Consider the following 26643-nt stretch of genomic DNA (forward strand, 5'->3'; position numbering starts at 1 on the left):
GACCATGATCAAAGATAAAGTCGTCATCATCACGGGTGCGTCGTCGGGTATTGGCGAAGCCACCGCCAAAGAACTGGCTTCCAGGGGCGCCAAGGTTATTCTGGGCGCACGGCGTGAGGACAAGCTGAAAAAGATTGCAGACGACATCAAGGCTGCGGGCGGCGAAGCCATCTATGCTGCTCTCGACGTCACCAGGCCCGAAAGTAACGATGCGATCGTCAAGCTTGCCAAGGACACCTACGGCAAGGTCGACGTGATCTTCCTCAACGCTGGCATCATGCCGGTTTCCAACGTTTCGGCACTCAAGACAAACGAATGGAAGCAGATGGTCGACGTCAACATCAACGGCGTACTGAACGGTGTTGCTGCTGTCATGCCGATCTTCACCGCGCAGAAATCCGGTCAGGTGATCGCCGTATCTTCGGTTGCCGGCATCAAGGCTTATCCGGGCACGGCCGTTTATGGCGGCACGAAGTGGTTCGTTCGCGACTTCATGGAATGCCTGCGCATGGAATCGGCTATGGAAGGCACCAACATCCGCACCGCGACTCTCTACCCGGCTGCGATCAACACCGAACTGCTCGACACCATAACCGATGAAGGTGCAGCACAGGGCATGGCCGGTCTTTATGCCGCATTCGGCATTTCGCCGGAACGCATTGCGAATGTTGTCTCCTTCGCCGTCGACATGCCGGAAGACACCACGGTCAACGAGTTCACCGTCGGGCCCGCCAAGCAGCCCTGGTAAACATCGGCCCTGAGCGGCGGCCCGGCGTCGAGCGGGGTCGTACGTCTCGGCGCGAGCGGCTACGCGCCTTCGTTACGGACATTTCCGGCATTACGTCTCGGCACTGACAGCGGCCACTAACTGCCGGTATTGGATATGTTCCACTTTGGCCGCCAACCACCCTGCGCTTTGCGGGAAGCGCTCACGTGAGGCCCTGGTAAATCAACACCGCTGCAGCCGCCGCAGAGATGATTAGCAACATCGGACGGAAGCGTTTGTCGAAGCCCGAGCTCAGCTTTCTGGCGATGAACGTTCCCAGGAGCATGGGCGGCACCATCAAAAGCGCCAGCAGGAAGTCGTCAGGCTTTCCCCAACCACTGATGTAAAGCCCCAGGAGAGAAAGCGCAGAGCCGATGGAAAAGAAGGCCGCCAGTGTCGGGCGGGCCTCGTGCGACGACCGGCTTTGATAGATGAGCGCCATGGGCGGCGCTCCGACCGATGTGATCGTGCCCATCAGCCCGGAAAAGGCGGACATGATGAGCAAGGTGAAGCGGTTGAAAGGCAGCCGCCAGCCGGACACGGAAAGCAGAACGGCGCTACCGATCAGCGTCCCGAAGACGAGGACGAAAATATGCTGGTTCGCCAGACTGGCCAATAGCAGGGAGCCCGCGCAAACGCCGACAATGCGTCCGGCGATGCCGGTCCGCAATTCGCTCCACCGGATCGACCCGTGTTCGCGCCAAGCCGCCCAGACGGATGTTGCGACTGCAAGGATCAGGACAGGTCCCGGCACCATATTCGGATCGATGAGAGCCAGGAGCGGCGCCGACGCGAGGCCGAAGCCCATGCCGAGGCCAGCCTGCACGACGGAGGCTGCGGCCACGATAGCAAAGATCGCGGCCAACAGCACAGGCGAAGAAAGAATATCCATCGCCTGCTCGCTAGAAGCGGATTTCGCGCATATGCGCCGGCATCCAGGTTGCGATATCCGGGAAGGCTATCAGCACGAAGACCATCAGGACCATGATCAGAAACATCGGGAATGCGGCGCGGGCGATGAAATTCATCTGATGGCCCGTCATTCCTTGCATCACGAAGAGGTTGAAGCCGACCGGCGGGGTTATCTGCGCCATCTCGACCACGACCACGATGAAGATGCCGAACCAGATAACGTCGATACCCGCCTGGCGGATCATCGGCTCCACCACCCCCATCGTCAAGACGACCGAGGAGATGCCGTCCAGGAAGCAGCCGAGTACAACATAGAAGGCCAGCAGGGCCATCAGAAGTTCAAACCGCGTCAACCCAAGCGAATTTATCCATTCGGCAAGCATCCGCGGCAGACCGGTAAACCCCATGGACAGCGAAAGAAATGACGCGCCAGCCAGAATGAGACCGATCATGGCGGATGTACGCGTCGCACCCAAAAGGCTTGCCATGAACGAATTCCAGGTCAGAGACCTCTGCAGCAGGGCGAGCAAGAGCGATCCGATCACCCCGAAGGCCGCGGCTTCGGTGGCCGTTGCAAAACCCAGATACATGGAACCTATGACGACCAGAATGAGACTGATGACCGGGATGAGGAAGCGTGAATTCTTGAGCTTCTCCGCGAAAGACATTTCCGGCTCGTCGTCCGGCGCATAGCTTTTGGAGACCTTCGACATGACGGCGATATAGATCATGAAGAAGGCTGCAAGCACGATGCCTGGCAGAATGCCCGCGATGAACAGCTTGGTGATGGATTCGTTGATCGTCACGCCATAGACGATCAGTGTCAGCGACGGCGGGATCATCAGGCCCAAGGTGGCCGCCCCCGCCAGGGTGCCGATCACCAGCTCTTCCGGATAATTGCGGCGCCGCAGTTCAGGCACGGACATTTTTCCGACAGTCATCAGCGTTGCGGCCGATGAGCCGGACACGGCGGCAAAGACCGTGCAGCCGACGACGTTCGTGTGAAGCAGCCGGCCGGGCAGCTTTGCCATCCAGGGCGAGAGCCCCCTGAACATGTCTTCGGAAAGCCGCGTTCGAAAGAGGATTTCACCCATCCAGATGAAAAGCGGCAGCGCCGTCAGCGTCCAGGACGAAGACGAACTCCAAATGGTGGTCATCATCGCGTCGCCAACCGGGCGGTTGGTGAAAAGCTCCATGCCGATCCAGGCAACGCCAAGGAGAGAAAGTCCGACCCAGACACCGGAGCCGAGCAGAGTGAACAGAACGAAAAGGAAAATTGCGATCGGAGCGAATTCAGCGGTCATGGTTCTATTCCGTCAATCCGGCTTCGGCGCTCTGGTTGATATTGTCCCGTCGCGTGAAGATCACGGTGACGAGATTGTCGGCAAAACAGACGGCAAGGATGATCGCGCCGGCGGCAACCGGGATCTGGACGTACCACAGAGGCGTGGCGTCCAGCCCCTGGCTGAGGTCATGCAGTTTTCTGGACCAGTAAACCAGTTTGACGGCGTACCAGGCCAGATACGAGGAAGCGGCCGTGCCGACCAGAAGACACCAGAGCTCCACAAGGAATTTGCTCTTGCCCAGCGCCTGAAGCAGCAGCTCCACCCGAATGTGCCCGCCGCTGTTCAAGGTGTATGCGAAAGCCAGAAAGGTAGATGCCGCCATCAGATAACCGGCATATTGCGTGCCGCCCGGAAACGTCAGGTCTGTCCAGCGCGCCACCATTTGCATGACAATGACGACAAGAAGCCCCACAAGGCAGGCTGCGGCGAGATATCCGGCCAAAAGATAAAGACGGTCCAGCAAATTGCCGACCGGGTGCTTGCGAAAAGATGCGATCATGGTGTCCCTGACACAGGTTGGAAATCAGCCCGGCGCTTTCATTCGCGCCGGGCCGCGGTCAGGGTGGGCTCATTCGGCCTTCTTGTAGGCGTCGATGATTGACTGACCCTTGGCGCCGGCCTTTTCCAACCATTCCTTGGTCATCGTTTCACCGAAGCCTTCCAGATCCGATTTCAGCTTGTCGCCGGGCGGGGACACTTTCATCCCATTGTCGGCGAGCGTCTTCAGATACTGAGCCGTCAGATCCTTGGCCATGGTCTCGCCGTTCTTCGAGGCCTCGGCGCCGCAATCCATGATGGCGTTCTTGGTGGCGTCGTCCAGGGCGCTGTAGGAATCCTTATTGATGAAGACGACGTCGCGCGGCAGCCAGGCCTGAACGTCGTAGAAGTTTGTCAGGCTTTCCCAGGCCTTGGAATCCACGCCGGTCGAACCGGACGAAACGAAGCTTTCCACGACGCCGGTTGCAAGCGCCTGACTGAGATCGGCCGCCTCGATCTGGACCGGCTGCATTCCGGCAAGCGAAGCAATGCTAGCCGTCGCAGCATTGTAGGCGCGAAACTTGATTCCCTTGAGATCTGCCGCGGAATTTACGTCTTTTTTCGTGTAGAGGCCCTGCGGCGGCCACGGAACCGAATAGACGTAAACGAGGTTTTGCTCCTCCAGAGCCTCCTTGAGAGTCGGAAGAGCTGCATTCCAGAGCTTGTCGGAGGCATCGTAGGAGGTTGCGAGGAACGGGATTGAGTCAATGCCGAAGAGCGGGTTCTCGTTGGCATGCGCCGATATCAGGCGTTCGCCGATCGGCACCGTGCCGGTCTGAACCGCGCGTTTGATATCATTCCCGGCAAAGAGAGATCCTCCCGGATGAGTCGTGATCGTTAGCGACCCCTTGGTCGCATCGGCCACGCACGTGGCGAATTTGGCGCCATTTTCGGAATGATAGTTGCTGGCCGGATAGGCCATCGGCATGTCCCAGCTCTCCGCGCGGGCCTGCACGGCAGCGAGCGCGAGCAATGAAACCCCAAGGAGTCCAATTTTCTTTATCATTTGAATGTTCCCACAAAATTCGTTGGCGTTGTTTCCGCGACTTTGAGCTTATTCATTTTTGGAGAACACGGCACCGATATTTTGCCGGAATTGCGGGCAAAACCGTCAAAGTGACGGTGGCACACCTCAAACTGTGGCTTCGCCTGGCCGTGACCGTCAATTTCCAACTTTTTGATGGGCCTCGATACTGGTACCCGTGAGGGCACCACAATGCCGACGAACTGAACTGAGGCCGGGGACGCCATGAACAAACAGGGATTACAACCGTTTATCGGCATTCTTGCGCTTGATACATCCTTCCCCAGGATCAGGGGTGATGTGGGCTGCCCGGACAGCTATCCGTTCTTGTCAAAAGTCGTGATCGTTAATGGTGCCGACAGTCCGGCAATCGTCCGCGACGGCGAGCCTGATGGAGCTTTGCTCGAGCGTTTTATCGCGGCGGCCATCGAACTCGAGCGGAACGGCGCGTGCGCGATCGTCTCGACTTGCGGTTTTCTGGTCAGCGCGCAAAGGAAGATTGCCGATGCCGTCAAGATTCCGGTTATGCTCTCCGGCCTTTCGCTCTATCCGGTCGTCGCGGCATCCTGCCCCGGTCGCGTCGGCATTTTGACGGCGTCGCGCAAGGCGCTTGGACCCAACGCACTCGCAGCAGCCGGCATTGATCCAAAGCAGGTGGCCATTGCAGGCATGGATGGTGCCTCCGTTTTTGCAGAGACATTTCTGGCGACCAAACAACGCCAGAACACGTCGTTCGACCGTGACTCCATGGAACGGGCCGTGTGCAATGCAGCCCTTGACCTGCAAAAGTCGGAACCTGACCTTTCCGCCATTCTTCTCGAATGCGGAAACCTGCCACCCTATGCGCCGGCAATCCGCAAGGTGACCGGACTTCCGGTCTTTCATCTGCTGGACGCGGCAGCTCTCTTGATGGCTGCAAACGCGAAAGACTGAGGATGCGGTCAACCGCTCGATTTGGCGGCGAGCAACTCGACGGGGTGTTGGGCGCGCTTGCCTGAAAACCGTTTCACCTGACAGCGACAGGAGAAACCGGTAACGAGCGCGGGGCCGTTACCTTCCTCGATCCGCTGACGCCACGACAGGTCATAAATCTTCCTCGACATTTCAGCGTGTTCACGTTCATGGCCGAAAGTGCCCGCCATGCCGCAGCAGCCGGTCGCCAACGGGTTCACAGACAGCCCGAACGCCGCGAAAATGGATTGCCATCGGTTTGCGCTGCCCGGATCAGAGGCCTTTTCTGTGCAATGAAGGTAAAGCGGCAAGTCGGTTCTATCGGACTGCGAGGTTCGCCGCCGGATGCGGCCCGCGAGAATTTCGCCTTCCAGAAAGCGGTCGATGGATACTATCGCAACTTTTCCGGCTTCTTGCGAACCATACTCATCGCTTTCCATTGCCTGCACGACAGGTTCGATGCCGATCAGCGGATATCCTTCTTTCGCCAAGGTTTCCAAGCCGGCCGATCTTCGGCCGGCTGTCTTTTCAAATGCATTCTTGAAACCCAGGACGTGCTGCGCCTTTCCGTTTGGCAGAGGAGCGGTTCTCACGACGCGATATCCCAGATTTTCCAGAAGCGCTTGGCAGGCGTCGATCACCGCGCCGTCGAAAGTCGCCAGAAACGTATCCTCAACGAGAACAACCGTCCTGTCATTGGCCCCATGGCACCTGAAGGCACCGCGCGCCGATTTCGGAGTGGAAACTCTTGGAAGATCGACCAACCCCATTGCTGACAACAGCGGCCCTGAAATGTGCATCAGCACATTGGTAAAAGCCGGCGACAGACGCATCAGCGGCCCGAGCGTTTCCAGCCCACCCAGAAGATAATGCCGCAGCGGCCGACGGTGGCGCTGGTAATAGGAAGCCCAGAAGCGCGAACGCATGGCGGGAATATCCACCTTCACCGGACATTGCGATGCGCAGGCCTTGCAGCCGAGACAATCCGAAAGGCTTTCATGGAGAGCGGCTTCAAGTTCCGGAAGCAGCCGCCTTGCGCCGTTGGCCCGAATGCCACCGCTTTCTATATCCGACCGCAGACGCAACCATTCGCGGATCAGCGCGGCACGGCCTTTCGGCGATTTGCTTCGATCACCGGTCGCTTTGTAGGAGGGGCACATCGCGTCGTCGAAATTGCGGTTGAAGCACTGGCCGTTGCCATTGCATCTGACCGAAAGCTCAAATCCTCCGAGCATTTTGCTGTCGATTTGCGCGTCGCGGCTCCCTCGGAAGGGGACTTCATCGATTGCCTTCAATGCCTGCTTCGGATTCGGGTTCGCGATCTTGCCGGGATTGAGAATGCCATGTGGATCGCACACATTCTTGATCCGGCAGAGGGCGTCGTAAAGCCTCGCCCCAAAAACCATCGGCACATATTCGCCGCGAACGCCTTTGCCATGTTCTCCCCAGATCAGGCCGCCGTGGGATTGCGCCAGTGCCGCGACAGCATCCGACACCTTGCGGATCATCGCGGCGTCATCCGGGCGGCGCATATCTAGTGCCGGACGAACATGCACGCAGCCGACATCGGCATGGCCGAACATGCCATAAGCCAGTCCATGGGAATCGAGAATGTCGCGGAAGCCTTTGACGAACGGCCCAAGGTTTTGCGGTGGCACAGCCGCGTCCTCGACAAAGGGTGTTCCCTGCCGGCTCTTGTCCATACGGCCAAGAAGGCCGACGCATTTTTCGCGCAGAGACCAGAGCTGCGAGATCACATGGGGGTCGCGAACCACGCGTTCATCGAGGACGGAGGATGGCCGTTTTTCAAAGATGGCTCCCAGCCTCTCGATGGCGCTCTCGAGTTCGGTGTCATCGTTGGCCTGCACCTCGACGAAATTCAATCCCCCGACTTTGGCTTTTCCGGAATGGGAGAGCACAGCTTCAATATCGGCCCAGACCGGATCGGACTGTGCAAGCCCGAGAATTTTGTCATCGATGAATTCGACAGCAACCGGATCGGCGGCCACCAGCCGCTCGACATCCGAAAGCGCGGCCATCGCATCGTCATAGGCGACGACCATCAGCGCGCGCAGCGGCTTCTTCTTCAAGAGACGCAAGTTGAGGCGCTTGGTCAGCGCCAGTGTACCCTCCGAACCGCAAAGCAGTTTCGAAAGGCGAAAAACACCATGATCGTCGCGTACTTCCTTCAGATTGTAGCCGGTGAGCCCCCGGTTCATGATCGGGAAAACACGCGCTATCTCATCGGTCTCGGCATCAAGAATATCCCGCAAGCTCCTGTGCAGTACTCCGGGCAGATCGTCACGCTCACACACGGCGGCAAATCCTTCCGCATCGAGCGGCGCAGCCTGCCAGTCGCTTCCGTCTGAGAGGACGACATCCATGGAAAGCACATGATCGGACGTGCGGCCGAAAATCCGCGATCCCTTGCCGGATGCATCGGTTGCCGCCATGCCGCCCAGCGTCGCGCGAGACGCGGTGGAGACCGTCGGGCCGAAAAAGAGCCCATGTGGCGCGGCGGCGCGGTTCAGTTCGTCAAGGATGACGCCGGGCTCCACTACCGCCGTTCGAGTTGCCGGATCTATCCCCAGAATGCGGTTCAGATAACGGGAACAATCGACAATGACGCTGTCGCTCAACGATTGCCCGTTCGTGCCCGTTCCACCGCCGCGCGCCGCAATGGCGGTTCGGGTTTCTCGAGCGGCCCGCATGATCCGATTGAGGTCTTCCGGCTCGCGCGGGAAAAGCACCGCCTTGGGCAAACGCTCGTAGATGGAATTGTCCGTAGCGAAAACCGTGCGCTGGGCGTGGCTCAATCCAAGTTCGCCGCCAAAATGCCAAGTCTCCAGCGCCTTGAGAAAGCGCTGGAGGTTACTGTCGTCTGTCGTGCCAGACAGGATTGCCTTCATTCAGGCAGCCTTGTCGACACTTGTCAGCAGGTGTGTCTGGCCGAGCGACATCAGCGCCGCTTTCAGGCTGTCGGCCTCTGTTTTTGAATAAAGGTCGAGCTCATAGATCACCTGTGCCCCCAACGCTTCTTCGAATGCAGCCTGATTGGCTTTTTCCAAATAGTTGGATTGCGCGTCGGAACCGAGATTGGACTGGAAGATCCCTGCTGCGGAAACCGGCAGGAAATCCTCATAAACCTGCGGATCGGCGATCAAGGCACCCGAGCCAAGAAGGTCTTCGAGACTCGAGACTTGCTTGTCAGACCTTGCACCCGGAGCCACGCGATAACGGAAATAGGCGAGCTTTTCGCGACGAAGCGTCTCAAATTCATCCGGGAATGCCTCGAACTGCTTTTCGAGTTCAGCTTCGTAGGAAGACGCGTCCTCCCCCTTGCGGCCGACGGCAACCGCCCGGCGGGTCTTGCCAAGCAGTTCGTCATAAAGGGCGCGGCCCTTCGGCGTCAGAGCTATCCCGCGTTGTTCGATTTCGCCGAAACGCGCGGTGTGGGTGCCTTGGTTGCCGCCATTCTCTCCGGCAAAATTGACCTCTTCCTCGAGCGCCTTGAAAGAGGTCTGACGCAACAGGATGTCGGCCTTGCGGCGCGGCGGCCCTTCAACGATGGCCTTCGGAGCAATGCCCCGCTCCGGCATACCTTTTTGAACCGCATCGATGTCCAGTGTGCGCGGTGTCAGATGGTTAATGTGCGGGCCGCGGAAGCTGACGACATCTGCAATCAGGCGGTGGGCGTCATGTAGCCGTTTGTAGGTATTTGCCGAAACGGTCGCCTCAGAATGCCAGCGGAATGTTTCCAGCGCTTCGGCCACGAATTCCCTGGCTTGCTCTTCCGTAAGGCCTCCGTTCTTCTCGGCGGTCGCGATCAGCTCGAGCGCGCGGTCGGTAACGATCTTGCGCTTGGCGAGAATGCCCGCCGCTTCTTCCGCAAGTCCGCGGTCCTCCAGCAGCTCAAGCCGGATGAGCGAGGTGAAGACGCGGAAGGGATTGCGTGCAAGCGCGGCCTCATCGACGGGGCGGAAGGCCGTCGAATGGACTGGGAGACCGGCGACCGAGAGATCGTAATAGCCGACCGGAAACATGCCCATGACGGCAAACATGCGGCGAATGTTGAACAGCTCTTCTGCGGTTCCAAGCCGGATCGCGCCATGGCGTTCAACATCGAGGCGCTCCAGCTCGTCCGCCGCTTCCAGCCGGGTCTTCAAGGCGGGATCGGCGGCAAGGACGGCTTCGTTGACGTCGCGCACCAGGTCGATCAGCGTGCCGTATTGCGGGACCTCCTTGCGGTACATGTCGGACATGGCGCTGGAAAACAATGTGCGGATAGTGTCGGAATGAACGAGGTTTGACATGGTATTCTTGTCGGTTCCGTTTCTCAGAGGTCGAACTTCACGCCCTGGGCGAGCGGCAGTTCGGAAGAATAGTTTACGGTGGAGGTCTGCCGACGCATGTAGCCCTTCCAGGCATCCGAGCCGGATTCGCGGCCGCCGCCGGTTTCCTTCTCACCACCGAACGCACCGCCGATTTCAGCACCCGACGGGCCGATATTGACATTGGCGATGCCGCAGTCGGAGCCGACTGCGGAGAGGAAGGTTTCGGCTTCGCGCACATTGAGCGTGAAGATGCAGGAGGAAAGCCCCTGCGGTACATCGTTTTGAATTTCGATTGCCTCTTCCAGCGTGTCGTAGCCGAGCACATAGAGGATCGGTGCGAAGGTTTCTTCCCGAACGGTATCGGTCTGCCGGGGCATCTCGACGAGTGCGGGCTCTACATAGGCGCCGCCCTGCGGAACATTCGTGGTCACCGTGCGTCCACCTTGAACCTTGCCGCCTTCGGCCTTGGCCTTTTCGATCTGGGCCAGCATACGGTCGCGTGCGCCATGATCGACTAGCGGGCCGATGAGCGTGGTGCTCTGACGCGGGTCGCCGATGGGAAGCGATGCGTAAGCCTTTGCCAGCCGCTCGACCAGTTCTTCGCGGATGGAATGATGCGCGATCAGGCGGCGAAGCGAGGTGCAGCGCTGACCGGCAGTACCGACGGCGGAGAACACGATGGCGCGAACGGCCATGTCGAGGTCGGCGGAGGGGGCGACGATCATGGCGTTGTTGCCGCCAAGCTCGAGGATCGGACGGCCCCAGCGCGCCATCACCTTCGGGCCGACAATGCCGCCCATGCGGGTCGAACCGGTCGCCGAAATGATCGGTACGTCTTTCGAGGCGACGAGTGCTTCGCCGATTTCGGCGCCGCCGATAACGAGCTGAACCAGGCCTTCCGGCGCATCCGCACCAAAACGCTTGACTGCGCGATCCATGATCTTCATGCAGGCAATGGCCGTCAGCGGCGTCTTTTCAGACGGCTTCCAGATGACGGGATCGCCGCAAACCAGAGCGAGCGCCGCATTCCAGCTCCACACGGCGACGGGGAAGTTGAAGGCGGAAATGACGCCGCAAGGCCCCATCGGATGCCAGGTTTCCGACATCTTGTGGCCGGGGCGCTCGGAGGCGATCGTCAGGCCGTAGAGCTGACGCGACAGGCCGACAGCGAAATCGCAGATGTCGATCATTTCCTGCACTTCGCCGAGACCCTCGGAGACGATCTTGCCCGCTTCCAGCGTCACCAGCGCGCCGAGTTCCTTCTTGGAAGCGCGCAGCTCCTCGCCGAGGATGCGCACGAGTTCGCCGCGGCGCGGCGCCGGAAGCTTGCGCCATGCCTTGAAGGCGGCCTGCGATTTGGCGATGACGGCCGGCATTTCGCTCGCCGCCGTTTCCTTGACCTTGGCGATTTCGGCGCCGTCGATGGGGCTGAAAACGGCAAGCGTACCGCCGTTGAGTTCCTGCTCGCTCAAGCCAGTCGCCGCGAGAATATCGTGATGGTTCATCTTTGGGCTCCTTCGAGATTACTGGGCGATCCGGCTGGAAACCGTCGCGGAAATGCGGGCAAGGCCGGCATCAAGTTCCTTGTCTGAATAGGCGAATGACAGCCGTGCGTGGCCGGGCAGTCCAAAGGCGCGGCCGGGCACAATCGCAATGCCCGCTTCGTCGAGAAGCCATGCGCAGAATTCCGCGTCGGAAGAAAATCCGCATGCCGCCATGGCGCCCTCGATATTGGGGAAAGCATAGAATGCGCCATCGGGAACGGGGCATTCGATCCCGGGAACGGCATTCAGCGCACTGACGACCTTGTCGCGCCGGGCCAGCAATGTGGCGCGGCGGTCGTCCAGAAGCGCCTGATCTCCTGTCAGAGCTGCAAGCGCCGCAGCCTGAGCGATCGAGCAGGCGCCGGAAGTAATCTGACCCTGCACGGCGCCCATCGCCTTGATCAGTTCGGTCGGGCCGATGCCCCAGCCGATGCGCCAGCCGGTCATGGAATACGCCTTGGAAACGCCATTGACGATCAGCGTCCGCTCAGAAAGCTCCGGTGCCACGGCGGTGAAGGAATGAAACGGGACGAAATTCAGATGCTCGTATATCTCGTCCGCCACGATCCAGACATTGGGGTAGCGCGCGAGAACCTCCGCAAGCGCCTTGATCTCCTGCCGACCATAAATCGCGCCGGAAGGGTTCGAGGGTGAATTGAGCATCAGCCAGCGTGTGCGCGGCGTGATCTGGGCTTCGAGCGCGGCCGGGGAGAGCTTGAAACCCTCCGTCATCGGACACGGGACGACGACCGGCCTGCCCTCGGCCATCGATACGATGTCGGAATAGCTGGTCCAATAGGGAGCCGGCATGATCACTTCGTCGCCCGGTTCAAGCGTTGCCAGCATGGCATTGGCCAGAACCTGTTTGGCGCCTGTCGAAACGATCACCTCTTTCGGGGTGACGCCATTGATTTTGGCAATGGCGGCGCGAAGTTCAGGCGTCCCGACCGTCGCCGGATAGCGCGTCTTGCCGGCAAGTGCCGCTGCATGGGCGCCTTCAACGACATGCTGCGGGGTTGGAAAATCCGGCTCTCCCGTTGCAAATGAAATGACGTCCCGGCCTTCGGCCCGCAGCACGGCCGACCGTTCGGCAAGCTGAACGATCTCGGATATTTCGAGTGATGCGATCCGGGATGCGCGCCGGAACCCGGCCGCTCCGGCTTGTACCTCAGTTTCCGGCATAGCAGGTTCCGTTCTTCGTCTTGAGGAAGGCTTCCAGTGAGATATCTTCCTGCTTCAGGAAACCGGTTCCCAGCAGAAGTTCGGCGGCCAACGCGCCAACCTTTCCAGGACCAAGAACAGCAACCTTCTCCATGTTCACCTCACGACGTTGACCCAGCTGATCGTAGCCAATTTACGCTTGAACAAAATGCCACATTTATGCATTTTTCGATGAGTATATGTAATGAATGGAACTTCGCCATGGACACGCCTCTGCATCTTCCAAGCCTTGCGGTTCTTCGCTGCTTCGAAGCTGCGGCAAAGCACGAGAGTTTTACGGCGGCAGCCGAAGAACTCGGCCTGACCCAGGGCGCGATCAGCAGGCATGTGAAGGAGCTGGAAGACCAGATCGGGGTCGCCCTCTTCCGCCGCGAGGGCCGGGGCGTCCGCCTCACCGACGCCGGGCGCAGTTTTGCCGGGGAGCTGCTCGGCGATCTCGACCGCTTGCGGCGGACCATTGCGCATGCCGTCGCGGCGGGCAGTTCCACCCAGTTGCTGTCGATCGCGGTCTTGCCGACATTCGGATCGCGCTGGCTGGTGCCACGGTTGCCGGACTTCAAGAGCGGACGCGAGAATCTCGAACTGGTGGTCTATAGCCGTTCCGAACCATTCGAATTTGCCGAAAGCGGTATCGACCTCGCCATTCACACAGGCCCGAACGACTGGCCGGGGGCGCAGTTGACCCCCCTTTGCCCGGAAGGGCTTGTAGCGGTTGCTGCGCCGCAGCTTGTCGAAAGGTTCGGCTTGAGCTGTGCGGAAGATGTATTCGAAATGCCGCTGCTGCATTTGTCTTCCCGCCCCTTGCTATGGGAAAAATTTCGCCAGACCATGCCGGGCGTTGATCACCCGGTGCGCAAGGGAAGTTATTTCGACCAGTTCGCGCTGGTGATTGCCGCAGCGGTTGCCGGTCTAGGGGCCGCGATCCTGCCCACCTATCTCATCGAGAAGGAACTGCAGTCCGGCGCGCTGTGTCAGGTCTCGACATTGCCGGAAACCTTTGGGCGTAACTATTACATTGCCACGCCTGCCGGCGCGGGAAAGCCGCTGGCGACGCAATTCTCAGTCTGGATACGCAAGCAGGTCAGCCGTCCCCTCAGACTCTAGAGTATCCGTATTGGCCAAGTCAGGGCTCATGAAGCGAGTTGAAGTCTCGGAGCGGGTTGCGGCGCCGAAATCGTGGCGTTTCGAGCAAATTTGCTTGCGAGTACAACCATCGTGTCGATGGTCGTGATACCTGGAATCGCCGCGACCTCTTCCACGAGCGCATCGAGGTCTTCCGCGCACGGTGTACGCACCGTGCACATCAGGCTGTAATTGCCGCTGACGGTGACGCATTCGTGAATTTCGGGATAGGATTCGAGCGTCGAAACGATCCGGCTCCAATGCGCCCGGTTGCACGTGATGAAGAGCATGGTGCGCGTTTCCTGAACATCGAGTTCAGGCCGCACGATGGCTGAATATCCCATGATCACCCCTTCGCGCTCCAGTCGGGCGATCCGCTCATTCACCGTCGATCTTGCCACTCCCAGTTTGCGGGCAAGTTCCGAGGTCGAAATTCTGGCGTCTTCTTCGAGTGCTGCGATCAGGTTCCGGTCGATCGCGTCCCGCTTGCGAATATACATGTTCTGAACCCCTCATGCTTTTTGTCAATTACACTGCCAAGAAGCCATCCTGACAAAAACCGTGGAATTCGCATTCTATCATGTATATAAGTCATGATTATGCGGCGCTTTCTTCCCTCTCTCACAGCCCTGACAGCTTTCGAAGCGGCGGCCACCTACCGCAACTTCACCCGCGCGGGCGAAGATATCGGACTGACCCAAAGCGGCGTGAGCCGGCAGGTCAGCAATCTGGAGAACTTGCTCGGCGTGCGTCTTTTTGAACGCATCGGTCCGCGTCTCCTGCTCACGGAGGCGGGGCGCAACTATCTGGAATCGATAACAAAATACCTTGACGGGTTGGAAGAGGCCTCCATCGACGCGGTGCGCGGTTCCAAATTGCAGGACGCAACACGTATCGGCGTTCAGGACAGTTTCGCCAGCCAGTGGCTGGTGCCCCGCATGGCCGGGTTCATGAAGCGATTTCCCGATACGCAATTCAACATGGTGCCGACCACGGACACCCCGGATTTTTCGGAGAACAACATCGATGTCGCAGTGCTGCGCGGCCGCGGTGCATGGACCGATGCGCATGCCTACAAGCTTTTTGAAGAGATGATAACGGTTGTCGCCGCCCCGTCTCTGATACCAAAGGGAGAGAAGCTGGAGCCGCAACTCTACAATAAATTTCAGAAAATTCAGAACGCGCGCCGCCCCGACAGCTGGCTGCGCTGGCTGGAAGCGATGAAGATGGCGCATGAAGGGCCGATTTTCGGCCCGCGTTTCGCCCAAACAACCATGGTCATCAAGGCTGCGGTCTCGGGACTGGGGCTGGCCGTCGTCCCCATGGTCATGGTCGAAGATCTGTTGCGGGATGGGCAGTTGCATTGTCCGTTTGGCGATCCGGTGCCAAGCGGCTACAGCTATTTTGTCGTCTACCCGATGAACAAGGGCGTTTCAAAACGCGTGATGGATTTCCGCGACTGGATTATTTCCGAAACCAGACGCCTGCGATTGAAACCGGCCCGAAGCGTCTCGCCGACAGTCTGAAACGCTCATTGTCCATCGCTATGTCGACGCATCCGGCGATCCGGAATCACGCTACCCTTTTCCGGCCGGAAGCTTAAGAAGCTCGGCGGGTAATGAAACGCTCCGGATTGAACGGCGCCGCATCGATGGCCGGCGTTTTACCTTCCATGAGATCGGCGAGAACAAGCGCCGTACCCGGGCCGGTGGCAAAGCCGATATGCTGGTGTCCGAAGGCAAAATAGATATTGCGGCTCGATGGTGCCAGACCGATGGCCGGCCGGCTGTCTGGAAAGGTTGGACGGCGGCCAAGCCAGGATTCGTCCTGGACCGGTTCCCCCAGGAAAATGGCTTCACGCGCCGCCTTTTCCGCCTGCTTCAGCTGCCGGTCGGATTTTGGAGCGTCGCAGTCGGCGAGTTCCACCCCCGTCGTCAGGCGGAGACCTTGTGTCATCGGGGCGAGCACATAGCCGCCACCGGTATCGTAGACAGGCCGCGTCAGTCGTTTCCGGTCGGAGCGGGAAGCGCCGGAAAAATGCATATGATAGCCGCGTTCGTAGGCCATCGTGACATCGTAGCCCGATTGCTTGAGGAAATTGCGCGACCAGGGCCCAAGGCAGACGATGAGCTTGTCTGCACGCAGTGTCTCACCGGAACTCAAGCGAGCTTCCGTTCCGTCGTCGTTTTCAGATATTCTCTCGACCCCTGATTGAACGAAGACGCCACCCGTCTCGGCAAAACGCCGGGCATAGCCGGTGACGATAGCGCCGGGATCATTCACCGAATAACTTCCCTTGATCCAGAGCCCGTGCTTGAAAATCGGCATCAGCGCCGGTTCCAGCTCGGAAATCTCCTGCGGGCGCAAGTGCGAAACAGGCACTTCATGCGCGGCAAGCGTTTGCCTCAAAAGGGCTGTCCGTTCAAAACTCTCCTGCTCACGGTACAGAAAGATCCAGCCCTGATCGGAAAGGTGCCCCCGCATTCCGGTTTGATCGAGAAGCTGCAAATGTTTTTCGATGGAAAGCCGGATCAGCGAATCGAGCGCCTGCGTTGTCTTTCGAAACACGCTTGGCCGGGATGAAAGCATGAAGCGTACGGCCCATTTCAGATTGGCTGCCAGAAACCAGGGATCATAGCGCAAGCCGGCCCCGCGATTTCCTATGAGACCCGGGAGCTGCGAAAGCAGCGTGGGATTGTTGATCGGCATGAGTGAAGACCGCGCCAGAACGCCGGCATTGCCGTATGACGTTTCTCGGCCGGGCTCACTTTTATCAAGTAGCGTGACCTTCGCCCCGCGTTTCGAAAGCTCGAGGGCGGTGCTGACGCCCACCATGCCAGCTCCCACGACAATGATCGATTTTCCCGTGACGCTCATGGGCTCTTGGCTCTTCCTGTTGCTTTTCTTGAGCTGCACAAGTCCTGGTGGCGCGCCTTGCGCAGGCACAAGTTCAAGTCAGAGATACTGGATTTCGGCAGCCTCGAGGCTGAGAGGATCGTGCCCGCGTTTCGTCAGCCACGAATAGACCGGCGGCACGCGATCGGCAATCGACTCGACATGAACGTCAATGAAGCAGGGTCCTTGTTCATGTGCGAACGCCTTGGCAAGCGCGTCGTCGAGCTCGTCCGCCGATTTCGCGGGCCATGCCTTGAGATCGAACGCCTCTGCGATTGCCTGCCCGCGCGGCGGCGTGAAATCGACACCGAAGCACTGATTGTGACCCTTGAGACGGTGCAACCCCTTGATCCAGCCAAAATGCCCATTGTTGAAAAGGATCAGGATTGCCGGAATTTTCAGGCGCACCAGTGTTTCCAGTTCGCCAACGGTCATCCCGAACGAGCCATCGCCGAACATTCCGATAGGACGCCGCGTCGGATCAGCCCGCCAGGCCCCTACCGTTGCCGGAAGTGCCGATCCCAATCCGCCAAACGCGCGCGGGATGGCAAACCGCGTACGGGGATCGTTGATCTTCAGGAAACGCGTCATGTGCGGGGTCGGCGTGCCGGCATCGGAATAGATCAAAGCCGGCTTGCCGGATGCTTCCAGTGCCTGATTGAAGCAGCGCACGGCCCGCTCGGGGCGCAGGGGAACGCTGCTTTTGCTCAGAAGGCTTTCAGCATTTTCCCAGAAGTTGGAGCGCATTTCGTTGAGATGGTCGATCCACGGCTGATAGTGTTCTCCGGTGAAGCTGCCGGGTATGGCGGTCAACAGATCGTTCAGCACGAGCTTTGCATCGCCGGCGATCGAAATCACGTTTTCATAGTTGTTCGCCATGATTTCAGGATCGATGTCGATCTGTGCGACGCGCTTGTTCAGCGTGATCTTCGGAAAGGTCCAGCCGATGGTGACGACAGATCCCATCTTCGAGCCGACGAAAAGCACGAAATCGCTTTCCTCCATCGCCCGGTTTGCATGGGGGTGATACCCGTTGTCGCCAATCACGCCGATGGAAAGGGTGTGGTCGTCGGGCATCGTGCCCTGGCCAGTCATGGTCGTGCAGACCGGGATATTCAGCCGCTCGGCGACGGCGAGAATATTGTCGCCGGCACAGGAGCGGATGACGCCGCCGCCCGAAACGATCAATGGACGCTCGGCTTTAGACAGCTTCTCGAGAAGGCTCTCCACCAGTCCGGGCGCGGGCCGTGTCGGGAATGCCGGGAAGGTCTTGCAGTCTTCCTCAATGTGCACCGAAACTCGGGCGGGATCGACATCCGCCTTCAACATGTCTTCCGGGATTTGCAAATGGACCGCGCCGGGCTTTCCGGAGCAAGCTGCGCGGAACGCGCGGCGAATGATTTCCGGCAGTTTTTCCGCCGACTTGACCTGAACAGACATTTTGGTCACCGGCTCGAAGAGCCTGGCGCAGTCGAGCTCGGTCAGTACGCCGCGCCCTTCGCCGGGCAGCGGAATGTCGATGGTCAGCAGGATGACCGGCACGGAGGACGCATTCGATTCGGCAATCGGCGGGAGCGAATACATTGCGCCCGCGCCGGACGGGCATTCCACGATCCCCGGCTTGTTCGTGAAGCGTCCATAGGCGTCCGCCATGAAGCCGGCGGAGCGCTCGTCGCGCGCCATGACATGCGTGATCCTGTCCTCGCGCATCTGCAAGGCTTCGTAGAGCGGCACGTTCGTATCGCCGGGCACCCCGAAAATCGTGTCCACGCCATAGCCGATCAGCATTTCGACAAGAATGTCAGCACCCTTCATGATTCACCAGTTCCTCAATCGCCTTTTCAGCAATCTAGGAGGAACGCCTGCCGCCACCTACAGGCAGATTGGCGGATAAAGTTTGACGATCCGGCGATTTGGCGGCACCACAACTTGGCCATCTGGATCCTATTTTGGCGCTACGGACCTGCCCCTGAACTTTCATCCGGCTGCGATTATGAACCGCTCCAGGTTTGAACCGCTATTAAATACGCTGCCTGACAGCCGTGGGGGTTGAGCCGATTCCGGCATTCATACGGACGGTGGGCGATGTTCGCGAAAGGCGGTCGCAAGCGTCCGGAGCGCCTGACGGGATTTGGCATCAGAGAGCGTGGAAAGCAGCACGATCTCCGAAGAGGGAAGCGGAGGGAGTCCAAACCGCTCGGTGACTTCCATCGTCCCGGCCGGGGCAAGCCGGCAGGAGAAAACGGCGGTAGCCAAACCGGCAGCGACCGCATCTGCGACGACAGAGGAGCCGCCCCCGAGGAATACCTCCGTCCAGGCGATTCCCGCCGCATCGAGTGCGCGCGTGGCGATGTCGCGAACGCCGCAGGATGGCGACAGCGCGGCTAGACGTAGCGGCTCGCCTTCCCGATAAACGAAGGTCGGCGTCGCGAACCAGCCGAAATGTTCCGGTGCCAGCACCTGGCCGTCGCGCCGGTCATCCTCTCGCCGAATGATCGCCGCATCGATATCGCCGCGATCGAATGCGTCCAATAGATTGCGTGAATTGTCGAGCCTGACTTCGATGGTGAGCGCAGGATCGTGCGCATTCAGGCGTGCCAATAGCGTCGGGATCTCCGGGCCTGCGACATGGGTGGCGATCCCGAGTGAAAACCGGCGGCGGACCGAGGAGAGCCCCGCGATGGCGCGATCATGCGCCGCGAGCAGGTCGCGCGCCGAGTCGAGAAACACAGCGCCTTGGGCCGACAAACGCACAAGCCGCGGTGTGCGCTCGATCAGCTTTAGGCCGAGACGCTCCTCCAGTCGCTTCAGCTTGACGCTGATCGCGCCCTGCGTGGTGCCAAGCACCTCTGCAGCGCGGGTGAAGCTTCGGTGGTCTACGATGGTCACGAAGGCCTTGACGGCATCGATGTCCAGAGCGGTCATTCCAGTCATCCGATTTTGTTGTCTTTGAAATATCAAATCATCCCATATTCGAATGATCAAGCGACATCTATGTTGAGCCGCACTGCAGCAGGCGAGCCGGATACGCTTCAGTGACGTCAACACCGGACTTCGCCGTCGCCACTCGTAACGTCGAAAGGCCGAACCATGATCCCAGCTTTCACCCGCCGAAGCACGATCGCTTTGGCTGCAGTCTGCCTATCTTCACTCATGTTCGGTCTGGAGATCTCCAGCATCCCGGCGATCCTGCCGACACTCGAGCAGGTGCTGCACGCTGATTTTCCGCAGTTGCAATGGATTATGAACGCCTACACCATCGCAGTGACGACCGTCCTGATGGCAATCGGAACATTGGCCGACCGCTACGGGCGCAAACGAATCTTCCTGATCGCCATCGCCGCATTTGGCGCCACGTCACTGATTTGCGGGCTGACCGGCAATGTCTCAGTGCTGATCCTCGCTCGGTTCCTTCAAGGCCTCAGCGGTGGCGCGATGCTGATCTGCCAGATCGCCATACTCTCTCATCAGTTCCGGGAGGGGCAGCCACGCGCTGTCGCTTTCGGCTGGTGGGGGATCATCTTCGGTATCGGTCTCGGTTTTGGTCCGATCATCGGCGGTGCGATCGTTGCGGTATCGAGCTGGGAGTGGGTTTTCCTCGTCCACGTGCTGCTCGGCGCTCTGACGTTCATCCTCGCCCTCGGCGGTGTTCAGGAATCGAGAGACCCGCAGGCAAGCAGCCTCGACATCGCCGGCATGGCGACTTTGTCGCTGTCCGTCTTCTTTCTCGCCTTCTTCATTACGCAGGGACCGGAACTGGGCTTCACCAGCACGGCAGCCCTTAGCGTTATCGGGATTTCGATCGGAAGCTTCATCGCCTTCCTCGTAGCCGAAAAGACCAGCCAGCGGCCGATGTTCGCCTTCTCGGTCTTTCGCATTCGCGCGTTCTCCGGCGCCATTATCGGCTCGGTGGCGATGAATATCAGCTTCTGGCCTTTCATGATCTATCTGCCAATCTGGTTTCAGGCGGGACTCGGCTACGACAGTGTCTCGGCTGGTCTGGCATTGCTCGCATACACGCTTCCGACGCTCGTCGTGCCGCCGCTTGCCGAGAGGCTTTCGCTTCGATACCAGCCTGGTGCCATCATTCCCGCCGGTCTGTTCACGATCGGCCTCGGCTTCATCCTGATGAAGCTGGGCAGTGCGGCGACTCCGGCGAGTTGGCTAACGATGTTGCCGGGCTGTGTGCTCGCCGGCGTCGGGCTGGGCTTGACCAACACGCCTGTCACCAACACCACGACTGGCTCAGTACCGAGTGAGCGCGTCGGAATGGCGTCTGGCATCGACATGAGCGCCAGGATGATCTCGCTTGCGCTCAACATCGCGATCATGGGCTTCATCCTGGTCAGCGGTGTGCTCGCACATCTTAAGGACGCACTGCCGACGCCATCGGATACAGCGCATCTGCGTTCTCTTGCAAAGAGGATTGCGGCCAGCAGTGTCGGTTCTGTCCCGGAACGTTCCGGCGCCTTGATCCACGAAGCTCTCGCCCAGGGCTTTGGCTGGGTGATGCTCTACGGCGGCGTTGGCGCCTGGGGGCTCGCTCTCTTCAGCTTTCTCGTGTTCCGGCATCGGACATGTCGCCCAGGCACCACGCCGCAGACAGGCGAGACAGTGCCATGCACCAAATAGCCTCTAGCAGGTCCTGCGGTGCAGTCGAAGCGGAACCTCCGAGGGCGGGCAAATTACCTTTGGTTCGCCGCCGCAGGTGTCCTCGTAAGGCTGTTCGGGCCTTCGCCCTGCCGGCCAAGACCATGGCTGTCGCCGAATGATGAGGAACACGTGGCAAATGGGACAGCCATGGCGTTTAGCACCGATGGTTAGATCTGGTCGAATCGGGATCACAGAGAGCCGTTTGATGCGCTCATCGGAATCGAAGCCGGGGCTGCAACAGGCAAAATCCGTCAGTCGTCCCGGGCCGCTATTTCGCCGTGATGGCGCCTGTCATCGACGGGTGAATCATGCACCTGAAATCGTGCTTGCCGGCGACGGTAATCTTCACGGTCGCAGTCCTGCCTGTAGCAAGTCTTCCAGTGTCGAACGAACCGTCCAGTGCGGTGGCTGTATGGCGGATGGAATCGGCGTTGGTAAAGGTGACAGTGTCGCCGACCGCGACTTGAAGCCTCGCCGGACTGAATTTCATTCCCTTGATTTGGACCGTGTGACCCGCGGCATAGGCCGGCAGCGCAAGGACAAGCATGACAAACGTAAGAGCAATGCGCATCTGATTGTTCCTCCTCGTCCAGTGAGGTAGCGATATCCTGCCGCCCGGATCTTTCTTCGACAAGGCCGGTGACGGCTACGCCGACAAGGTATCACTTGGCGAGCAGCACAAGGCCACCCCTTAGTACGCAGCAGGATAGCACTCAATCGTCCGTGCCGGTAGGATCGACATCACGCGATCAACCAACGCCGTGCTGGTACACCATCTCGACCTTGGCTTTCAGACGCTCGAGCGGCCCATGAAACAGGCCGCTCAGGCAATGCGACCGAAACCGGACCGCGTCAGCTCGCCTTCGCGTGCCGGATTGGCGACTGTGTCCAGCCGGGCAACCATTCCCGGTGGGCGAGGAGGAGATCGTCGACGAGCGACCATATCTGGTCGAGGTCGAGTTCGGCGGCGGTGTGCGGGTCCATCATCGCGGCATGGAAGATGTGCTCGCGGTTTTCCGTCATCAGGGCGGCGACCGTCAGCTCCTGGACATTGATGTTGGTGCGCATCAGCGCGGTCAGCTGCGGCGGCAGCGTGCCGACGGACGTCGGCTGGATGCCGCTGCGGTCCACGAGACACGGCACCTCCACCGCGCAATTGTCGGGCAGCGAGGCAATGCAGCCGTTATTGCGCAGATTGCCGTAGATGACAGAAGGTTCGCCAGTCCAGACCGAGTTGATGATCGACGAGGCATACTCCTTCGACGGGCTGACCTCGATCGTCTCGGCCGAGCGATAGGCCTCTGCCTGGCCTTTCCAGCGCTCGATCTGCTCGACGCAGCGTTTCGGATATTCGTCGAGCGGAATACCGAACCTCTCGATCAGGTCCTCGCGCCCCTCCTTGATGAAGTAGGGCGTATACTCGGCGAAGTGCTCCGAACTCTCGGTCACGAAATAGCCGAGCCGCGTCAGCATCTCGTAGCGCACCTTGTTCGGGCAGCGCGGGTTCCAGCCGGGCTTCGGCGCCCGCCCCTCACGATAGGCGCGCACCAGTTCCGGGTAGAGATTGCGATAGCTGCCGTCCGCCTGGCGGTGCTCGAACTCCAGGAAGAACGCCATGTGGTTGATGCCGGCCGAGCGGTAGCGGATCTCCTCATATGGGATGTCGAGATCGTGGGCCAGTTCATGTGCCGTGCCCTGCACGGAATGGCAAAGTCCCACCTGGCGGATCTCCGGGTATTTCTCCGCAATCGCCCAGGTATTGATCGCCATCGGGTTCACATATTGCAGCATGATCGCGTCGGGGCAGACCGCAAGCATGTCCTCGCAGATCTTCCAGAGGTGCGGCACGGTTCTCAGGCCCCGCATGATCCCGCCCACCCCGAGCGTGTCGGCGATCGTCTGGCGGAGCCCGTATTTCTTCGGGACCTCGAAATCCGTGACGGTGCAGGGCTCGTAGCCGCCGATCTGGAAGGCGACGACAACGAAATCGGCACCGGCGAGCGCCTTGCGCTGGTCGCTATAGGTCTCCGCCCTCGCCTTCACCCCCAGCGTGGCGATCAGCTTGTTGACGACGAGCGCGCTCTCTTCGAGCCGTTGCGGATCGATATCCATCAGCGCGATCGTCGCGCCGGCGAGCGCCGGGCGCTGCAACACGTCGCCGATGATGTTCTTCATGAACACCGTCGAGCCCGCACCGATGAACGTGATCTTGGGATGTCCTGCCATGTCTTACCTCCGGCAATGGGAAATCATGCGATATCGGTCAGGGCGAGTTCCACGTCTTGGAATTCGCGAACACAAAGAATGTCGGCGGCAAGCTCCTTGGTGAGGCCGATACGGCCGGCCCCCATGATAGCGATTTTGAATCTCACTCGTCACACCCTTCTTGCGGAGATCAGACCACGACCGACGACGACAATTGCAGGATGACGATTCGTCGGCGGCGTGCAGCAGACAGGCCTGAAATCCGGTAATTCCTCGGTGTTCCCTTTCGGAAACTCGCTCTCCGACTTCTCCTGTGACGGCGATTATGCGTATATTCCCGGGCGGGGCCAGAGAAGGATTGTGCTATCATGGGTAATTTTGTGCTGCAGAATCTTCTCGACTTCGGGCCGGCAAGCCGCACCGTGTCACTCCCCAGGGGGCGCCAGAGCCTGCACACCATGCCGACCAGCTGCGGTTACGAGATCCGGCGCGGGGGAGATTATGACTGGGACGGACGCAAGCGCGGCCTCGCCCCTTTCACCGTCCTGCAACACACCATCGGCGGGCGGGGAAACCTGCACTACGAAAACCGGACGATGCACGTTCGGCCGGGTGAGACGTTGCTTCTGCTCGTCCCGCACAATCACCGCTACTGGCTGGAAAGGAATGAGACCTGGGAATTCTTCTGGATCTCCATGAACGGCGAGGAGGCACTGCGCATCCATCGCTCCATCCTCGCGATGACCGGCCCCATCCTGCGGCTGAAGCCCGATACGATCGATCAACTGGCGCATTGCTGTCACCGGCTGGTGACCGGGGCGGAAACACCGGGAGCGGCGTCTGCGATCGCCTACGAGGCCGCGATGGCCCTCTATGACGACGTCTTCGGCTCTCATCCGACGTTCGCCCAGGATTACCGCGCCCTCCAGCACGTCCTCAGCCATATCGAGAACCACCTCGATCAGGGTCTCACGGTCGGCGAGCTCGCGGCCGTTGCGGGCTTGAGCCGAGCCCATTTCTCGCGCATTTTCACCGCCAGCGAGGGTCTGCCGCCGGCGGAATTCGTCCTGCAGAAACGCCTTCGGCGGGCGGCGAGGCTGCTGACCAAGGCGGCTGAGATGCCGATCAAGGAAGTCTCCGCCCTCTGCGGCTTCGACGACCCGAACTACTTTTCAAAGGTCTTCCGCCGGCTCTACGGCACGAACCCGAGCGATTTCAGGACCAGCGGCATGTATGCGAGCGTCGCGAGCCCGACGGCAGGCAAGAGGCGGCAAGCCGCCCCGGCAGGCTGACCGGGCTCGCTGATCGGGGCGAAGACGGCCATCGTCCTGATCACACTCGTCGCATCAATGTCGCCGATACCGCTGCGGCAAGGAGGAAATCAGCGGGCACTTTCCGTCGTGTCAGCCTCGATTTCGCTTCGTCGCAGTTGCACCTCTTCGATGCGGAGACGGAACGGCGGCTCTGACCGGCTTCCTGTGGCGAAACGTCGGTGTCGGCGCTCAGCCTGCCCTCAATGCGCGCGCGCAGGCCTGAAGCTGCTCAAACGCGCGAAAGCGCCTTTCATGCGTATCGGCAATCGCACCGCCAGCCGGCTCGCAGGTGCCGGAGACACCGCACAATGCCTGCATTGCCGACGGCATGTCGGTGAAGACGCCGGATGCGACTGCGCCGAGGATGGCGGAGCCGAGCAGCACGGGCTCCTCCGCCCGCGGCGCCACGACCGGCTTGCCGCAGGCGTCGGCAAGAAGCTGGCGAACGAGGTCGCTCTGACCCGCCCCGCCGCTGATCACCACGCGCTCGACAGAGGCGCCTGCCTGCGCCTGGGTCTCGATGATCTGCCGAAGCCCGTAACCGATCCCGCAGAGGCCGGCCACGTAAAGCGCGACGAGGTTGTCGAAATCCCGCTCCATGCCGAGCCCGGCGATCACCGCACGGGCATGTGGATCGGCAAACGGCGCCCGGTTGCCGAGGAATTCCGGCACGACGTGGATATCTCCGGCCAGATCGACGGCGTCGGACAGCGTTGTGATCTTGCCCCCTACCGCCTCGGCCATCAGAACGGGAAGGGCAATGCCGCGCTCGCGGGCCTGTGCATTCGCCTCGGCAGCGGCCGGGTGGAAGGAGAGCAACTGGTCGATTGCGGCACCGGCAGCACTCTGCCCACCCTCGTTCAGCCACATGCCCGGGACCATCGCCGAATAATAGGGTCCCCAGACGCCGGGCACGAAGACCGGCGCCTCCGTCGAGGTCATGGTGCAGGATGAGGTGCCAAAGACATAGGCGAGGTTTTCGGTCGGACGACCGCCGACACCCACCGTGCCGATGCCGCCGGCATGGGCATCGATCATGCCCGCCGCGACCGCGGTTCCCGGCTTCAGTCCCATGGCATGGGCAGCGTCTTCCGTCAGCCCCTCACCCAGTCTCGTGCCGGGCGCGACGATCCGCCTGCCGATGCGCTCGAAGCCTTCGGCGGCGAGTTCGGAAAGGCCTATCCGCTCGAAATAGCTCGCGTCCCAACGCTGCTCATGCGCGAGATAGGTCCATTTGCAGGTGACGGTGCAGGTCGAGCGCGACAGATCACCCGTCGCCTTCCAGGTAAGGAAGTCGGCGAGGTCGAAGAACTGCCACGCGTCTTTGAAGGTCTCCGGCCTGTTCTCCTTGAGCCACAGGATCTTCGGCGTTTCCATTTCCGGTGAAATCCGCCCGCCGACATAGCGCAGGACATCGTGGCCGAGAGCATTGATGCGCTCGGCCTGCTCGATGGCTCGGTGATCCATCCAGACGATGATGTCGCGGTCCGGATCCCCGGAAGGACCGACTGCGAGCGACACACCGCCCTCACCGAGGACGACCAGCGAGCACGTCGCATCGAAACCGATGCCGATCACCGAGGCGGGATCGACCTTGGCGGACGCCACGACCTCGCGGACGACCGCACAGACCGCATTCCAGATTTCCGTGCTCGATTGCTCGACGATCGCGCCCGCCTCGCGGAAAAGAGAGATGTCACGCTTGGCGACGGCGAGCATATTGCCGGAAAGATCGAAGAGCCCGGCACGCGCACTGCCGGTGCCGACATCGACGCCGATGACGTGGCGCGCGTCTCCTGTCGCTGACATGGTTTCCTCCT

The 26643-nt window shown here is 60.3% G+C and carries 23 protein-coding genes; 6 read left to right on the top strand and 17 right to left on the bottom strand.

All coding sequences use genetic code 11. From position 1 onward, the window contains the following. Nucleotides 1–4: 4 nt before the first annotated feature. Nucleotides 5–748 (top strand): SDR family oxidoreductase, encoded by a 744-nt coding sequence (locus DFR48_RS12030; protein ID WP_114363395.1) that lies wholly within the window; start codon nt 5–7, stop codon nt 746–748. Nucleotides 749–929: 181 nt separating this feature from the next. On the opposite strand, the gene DFR48_RS12035 is transcribed toward DFR48_RS12030, so the two are convergent. The 4 genes from DFR48_RS12035 to DFR48_RS12050 all read right to left on the bottom strand — a co-directional run bounded on the left by DFR48_RS12035 (nt 930) and on the right by DFR48_RS12050 (nt 4567). Beyond that, nucleotides 930–1637 (bottom strand): sulfite exporter TauE/SafE family protein, encoded by a 708-nt coding sequence (locus tag DFR48_RS12035; RefSeq protein ID WP_170141857.1) that lies wholly within the window; start codon nt 1635–1637, stop codon nt 930–932. A gap of 31 nt (nt 1638–1668) precedes the next feature. Further along, nucleotides 1669–2982: a TRAP transporter large permease gene (locus tag DFR48_RS12040; protein WP_114363397.1), complete on the bottom strand. Its 1314-nt coding sequence runs from the start codon at nt 2980–2982 to the stop codon at nt 1669–1671. Nucleotides 2983–2986: 4 nt separating this feature from the next. After that, on the bottom strand, nt 2987–3523 hold the full coding sequence (locus tag DFR48_RS12045; protein WP_114363398.1) for a TRAP transporter small permease: 537 nt from the start codon (nt 3521–3523) through the stop codon (nt 2987–2989). 69 nt (nt 3524–3592) lie between these two features. Next, complete coding sequence (locus DFR48_RS12050; protein ID WP_114363399.1) at nt 3593–4567, bottom strand: TRAP transporter substrate-binding protein; 975 nt, start codon at nt 4565–4567, stop codon at nt 3593–3595. Between the two features lie 243 nt (nt 4568–4810). On the opposite strand from DFR48_RS12050, the gene DFR48_RS12055 reads away from it, so the two are divergent. Continuing rightward, nucleotides 4811–5518 (top strand): aspartate/glutamate racemase family protein, encoded by a 708-nt coding sequence (locus DFR48_RS12055; protein WP_147273534.1) that lies wholly within the window; start codon nt 4811–4813, stop codon nt 5516–5518. A gap of 8 nt (nt 5519–5526) precedes the next feature. Here the strand turns inward: DFR48_RS12055 and DFR48_RS12060 are convergent, their stop codons facing one another. Genes DFR48_RS12060 through DFR48_RS21950 form a run of 5 tightly spaced genes read right to left on the bottom strand, consistent with a single transcriptional unit; the run spans nt 5527 to nt 12729 of the window. Beyond that, the gene (locus DFR48_RS12060) at nt 5527–8445 is read right to left on the bottom strand and encodes an FAD-binding and (Fe-S)-binding domain-containing protein (RefSeq protein WP_114363401.1); all 2919 of its coding nucleotides are present in this window, start codon (nt 8443–8445) and stop codon (nt 5527–5529) included. Then, nucleotides 8446–9849 carry a 2-oxoadipate dioxygenase/decarboxylase HglS gene (gene hglS, locus DFR48_RS12065; protein WP_114363402.1) on the bottom strand — a complete coding sequence of 468 codons (1404 nt, stop codon included), beginning with the start codon at nt 9847–9849 and terminating at the stop codon, nt 8446–8448. Between the two features lie 23 nt (nt 9850–9872). After that, nucleotides 9873–11375 carry an L-piperidine-6-carboxylate dehydrogenase gene (amaB, locus tag DFR48_RS12070; protein WP_114363403.1) on the bottom strand — a complete coding sequence of 501 codons (1503 nt, stop codon included), beginning with the start codon at nt 11373–11375 and terminating at the stop codon, nt 9873–9875. Nucleotides 11376–11393: 18 nt separating this feature from the next. Beyond that, the gene (locus DFR48_RS12075; protein ID WP_114363404.1) at nt 11394–12596 is read right to left on the bottom strand and encodes a pyridoxal phosphate-dependent aminotransferase; all 1203 of its coding nucleotides are present in this window, start codon (nt 12594–12596) and stop codon (nt 11394–11396) included. Further along, nucleotides 12583–12729: a hypothetical protein gene (locus DFR48_RS21950; RefSeq protein ID WP_170141858.1), complete on the bottom strand. Its 147-nt coding sequence runs from the start codon at nt 12727–12729 to the stop codon at nt 12583–12585. The genes DFR48_RS12075 and DFR48_RS21950 overlap by 14 nt, the downstream gene beginning before the upstream one ends. Nucleotides 12730–12794: 65 nt before the next feature. Here DFR48_RS21950 and DFR48_RS12080 point away from each other — a divergent pair, with 65 nt between their 5' ends. After that, nucleotides 12795–13739, top strand: coding sequence for a LysR substrate-binding domain-containing protein (locus DFR48_RS12080; protein ID WP_245415597.1), 945 nt, complete (start codon nt 12795–12797; stop codon nt 13737–13739). A 26-nt stretch (nt 13740–13765) separates the two neighbouring features. Here DFR48_RS12080 and DFR48_RS12085 read toward each other — a convergent pair whose 3' ends face one another. Then, nucleotides 13766–14257: an Lrp/AsnC family transcriptional regulator gene (locus DFR48_RS12085; protein WP_114363406.1), complete on the bottom strand. Its 492-nt coding sequence runs from the start codon at nt 14255–14257 to the stop codon at nt 13766–13768. Nucleotides 14258–14350: 93 nt separating this feature from the next. Between DFR48_RS12085 and DFR48_RS12090 the strand changes: the two genes are divergently transcribed. Then, on the top strand, nt 14351–15283 hold the full coding sequence (locus DFR48_RS12090) for a LysR substrate-binding domain-containing protein (protein WP_245415598.1): 933 nt from the start codon (nt 14351–14353) through the stop codon (nt 15281–15283). 73 nt (nt 15284–15356) lie between these two features. Here DFR48_RS12090 and DFR48_RS12095 read toward each other — a convergent pair whose 3' ends face one another. From DFR48_RS12095 to DFR48_RS12105, 3 genes are all read right to left on the bottom strand, one after another. Next, entirely contained in the window at nt 15357–16634 is a 1278-nt protein-coding gene (locus tag DFR48_RS12095; RefSeq protein WP_114363407.1) for an NAD(P)/FAD-dependent oxidoreductase, read from the bottom strand. 78 nt (nt 16635–16712) lie between these two features. Further along, nucleotides 16713–18467 (bottom strand): thiamine pyrophosphate-binding protein, encoded by a 1755-nt coding sequence (locus DFR48_RS12100; RefSeq protein ID WP_114363408.1) that lies wholly within the window; start codon nt 18465–18467, stop codon nt 16713–16715. A gap of 252 nt (nt 18468–18719) precedes the next feature. Beyond that, nucleotides 18720–19577, bottom strand: a complete 858-nt coding sequence (locus DFR48_RS12105; protein WP_170141859.1) for a LysR family transcriptional regulator — start codon at nt 19575–19577, stop codon at nt 18720–18722. A gap of 165 nt (nt 19578–19742) precedes the next feature. On the opposite strand from DFR48_RS12105, the gene DFR48_RS12110 reads away from it, so the two are divergent. Further along, entirely contained in the window at nt 19743–21284 is a 1542-nt protein-coding gene (locus DFR48_RS12110; protein ID WP_114363410.1) for an MFS transporter, read from the top strand. A gap of 289 nt (nt 21285–21573) precedes the next feature. Here the strand turns inward: DFR48_RS12110 and DFR48_RS12115 are convergent, their stop codons facing one another. The 3 genes from DFR48_RS12115 to DFR48_RS22360 form a co-directional block, all read right to left on the bottom strand. After that, nucleotides 21574–21876 carry a cupredoxin domain-containing protein gene (locus DFR48_RS12115; protein WP_114363411.1) on the bottom strand — a complete coding sequence of 101 codons (303 nt, stop codon included), beginning with the start codon at nt 21874–21876 and terminating at the stop codon, nt 21574–21576. A gap of 281 nt (nt 21877–22157) precedes the next feature. After that, entirely contained in the window at nt 22158–23531 is a 1374-nt protein-coding gene (gene melA, locus DFR48_RS12120) for an alpha-glucosidase/alpha-galactosidase (RefSeq protein ID WP_114363412.1), read from the bottom strand. Nucleotides 23532–23554: 23 nt separating this feature from the next. Continuing rightward, a complete protein-coding gene (locus tag DFR48_RS22360; RefSeq protein WP_280956428.1) occupies nt 23555–23677 on the bottom strand; it encodes a hypothetical protein in 123 nt (40 codons plus the stop codon). Between the two features lie 201 nt (nt 23678–23878). Between DFR48_RS22360 and DFR48_RS12125 the strand changes: the two genes are divergently transcribed. After that, nucleotides 23879–24802: an AraC family transcriptional regulator gene (locus DFR48_RS12125; protein ID WP_114363413.1), complete on the top strand. Its 924-nt coding sequence runs from the start codon at nt 23879–23881 to the stop codon at nt 24800–24802. Nucleotides 24803–25012: 210 nt separating this feature from the next. On the opposite strand, the gene DFR48_RS12130 is transcribed toward DFR48_RS12125, so the two are convergent. Beyond that, nucleotides 25013–26632: an FGGY-family carbohydrate kinase gene (locus tag DFR48_RS12130; protein ID WP_114363414.1), complete on the bottom strand. Its 1620-nt coding sequence runs from the start codon at nt 26630–26632 to the stop codon at nt 25013–25015. Nucleotides 26633–26643 lie beyond the last annotated feature (11 nt).

The organism is Ciceribacter lividus (assembly GCF_003337715.1).
GTDB classification, from domain to species: domain Bacteria; phylum Pseudomonadota; class Alphaproteobacteria; order Rhizobiales; family Rhizobiaceae; genus Allorhizobium; species Allorhizobium lividum.

Excerpts from the sequence above, each read along its gene's own strand:
- DFR48_RS12030 (WP_114363395.1), top strand. The coding sequence starts at position 5 with ATGATCAAAGATAAAGTCGTCATCATCACGGGTGCGTCGTCGGGTATT.
- DFR48_RS12040 (WP_114363397.1), bottom strand. The coding sequence starts at position 2,982 with ATGACCGCTGAATTCGCTCCGATCGCAATTTTCCTTTTCGTTCTGTTC.
- DFR48_RS12045 (WP_114363398.1), bottom strand. The coding sequence starts at position 3,523 with ATGATCGCATCTTTTCGCAAGCACCCGGTCGGCAATTTGCTGGACCGT.
- DFR48_RS12050 (WP_114363399.1), bottom strand. The coding sequence starts at position 4,567 with ATGATAAAGAAAATTGGACTCCTTGGGGTTTCATTGCTCGCGCTCGCT.
- DFR48_RS12055 (WP_147273534.1), top strand. The coding sequence starts at position 4,811 with ATGAACAAACAGGGATTACAACCGTTTATCGGCATTCTTGCGCTTGAT.
- DFR48_RS12060 (WP_114363401.1), bottom strand. The coding sequence starts at position 8,445 with ATGAAGGCAATCCTGTCTGGCACGACAGACGACAGTAACCTCCAGCGC.
- hglS (WP_114363402.1), bottom strand. The coding sequence starts at position 9,849 with ATGTCAAACCTCGTTCATTCCGACACTATCCGCACATTGTTTTCCAGC.
- amaB (WP_114363403.1), bottom strand. The coding sequence starts at position 11,375 with ATGAACCATCACGATATTCTCGCGGCGACTGGCTTGAGCGAGCAGGAA.
- DFR48_RS12075 (WP_114363404.1), bottom strand. The coding sequence starts at position 12,596 with ATGCCGGAAACTGAGGTACAAGCCGGAGCGGCCGGGTTCCGGCGCGCA.
- DFR48_RS21950 (WP_170141858.1), bottom strand. The coding sequence starts at position 12,729 with ATGGAGAAGGTTGCTGTTCTTGGTCCTGGAAAGGTTGGCGCGTTGGCC.
- DFR48_RS12080 (WP_245415597.1), top strand. The coding sequence starts at position 12,795 with ATGCATTTTTCGATGAGTATATGTAATGAATGGAACTTCGCCATGGAC.
- DFR48_RS12085 (WP_114363406.1), bottom strand. The coding sequence starts at position 14,257 with ATGTATATTCGCAAGCGGGACGCGATCGACCGGAACCTGATCGCAGCA.
- DFR48_RS12090 (WP_245415598.1), top strand. The coding sequence starts at position 14,351 with ATGATTATGCGGCGCTTTCTTCCCTCTCTCACAGCCCTGACAGCTTTC.
- DFR48_RS12095 (WP_114363407.1), bottom strand. The coding sequence starts at position 16,634 with ATGAGCGTCACGGGAAAATCGATCATTGTCGTGGGAGCTGGCATGGTG.
- DFR48_RS12100 (WP_114363408.1), bottom strand. The coding sequence starts at position 18,467 with ATGAAGGGTGCTGACATTCTTGTCGAAATGCTGATCGGCTATGGCGTG.
- DFR48_RS12105 (WP_170141859.1), bottom strand. The coding sequence starts at position 19,577 with ATGACCGCTCTGGACATCGATGCCGTCAAGGCCTTCGTGACCATCGTA.
- DFR48_RS12110 (WP_114363410.1), top strand. The coding sequence starts at position 19,743 with ATGATCCCAGCTTTCACCCGCCGAAGCACGATCGCTTTGGCTGCAGTC.
- DFR48_RS12115 (WP_114363411.1), bottom strand. The coding sequence starts at position 21,876 with ATGCGCATTGCTCTTACGTTTGTCATGCTTGTCCTTGCGCTGCCGGCC.
- melA (WP_114363412.1), bottom strand. The coding sequence starts at position 23,531 with ATGGCAGGACATCCCAAGATCACGTTCATCGGTGCGGGCTCGACGGTG.
- DFR48_RS12125 (WP_114363413.1), top strand. The coding sequence starts at position 23,879 with ATGGGTAATTTTGTGCTGCAGAATCTTCTCGACTTCGGGCCGGCAAGC.
- DFR48_RS12130 (WP_114363414.1), bottom strand. The coding sequence starts at position 26,632 with ATGTCAGCGACAGGAGACGCGCGCCACGTCATCGGCGTCGATGTCGGC.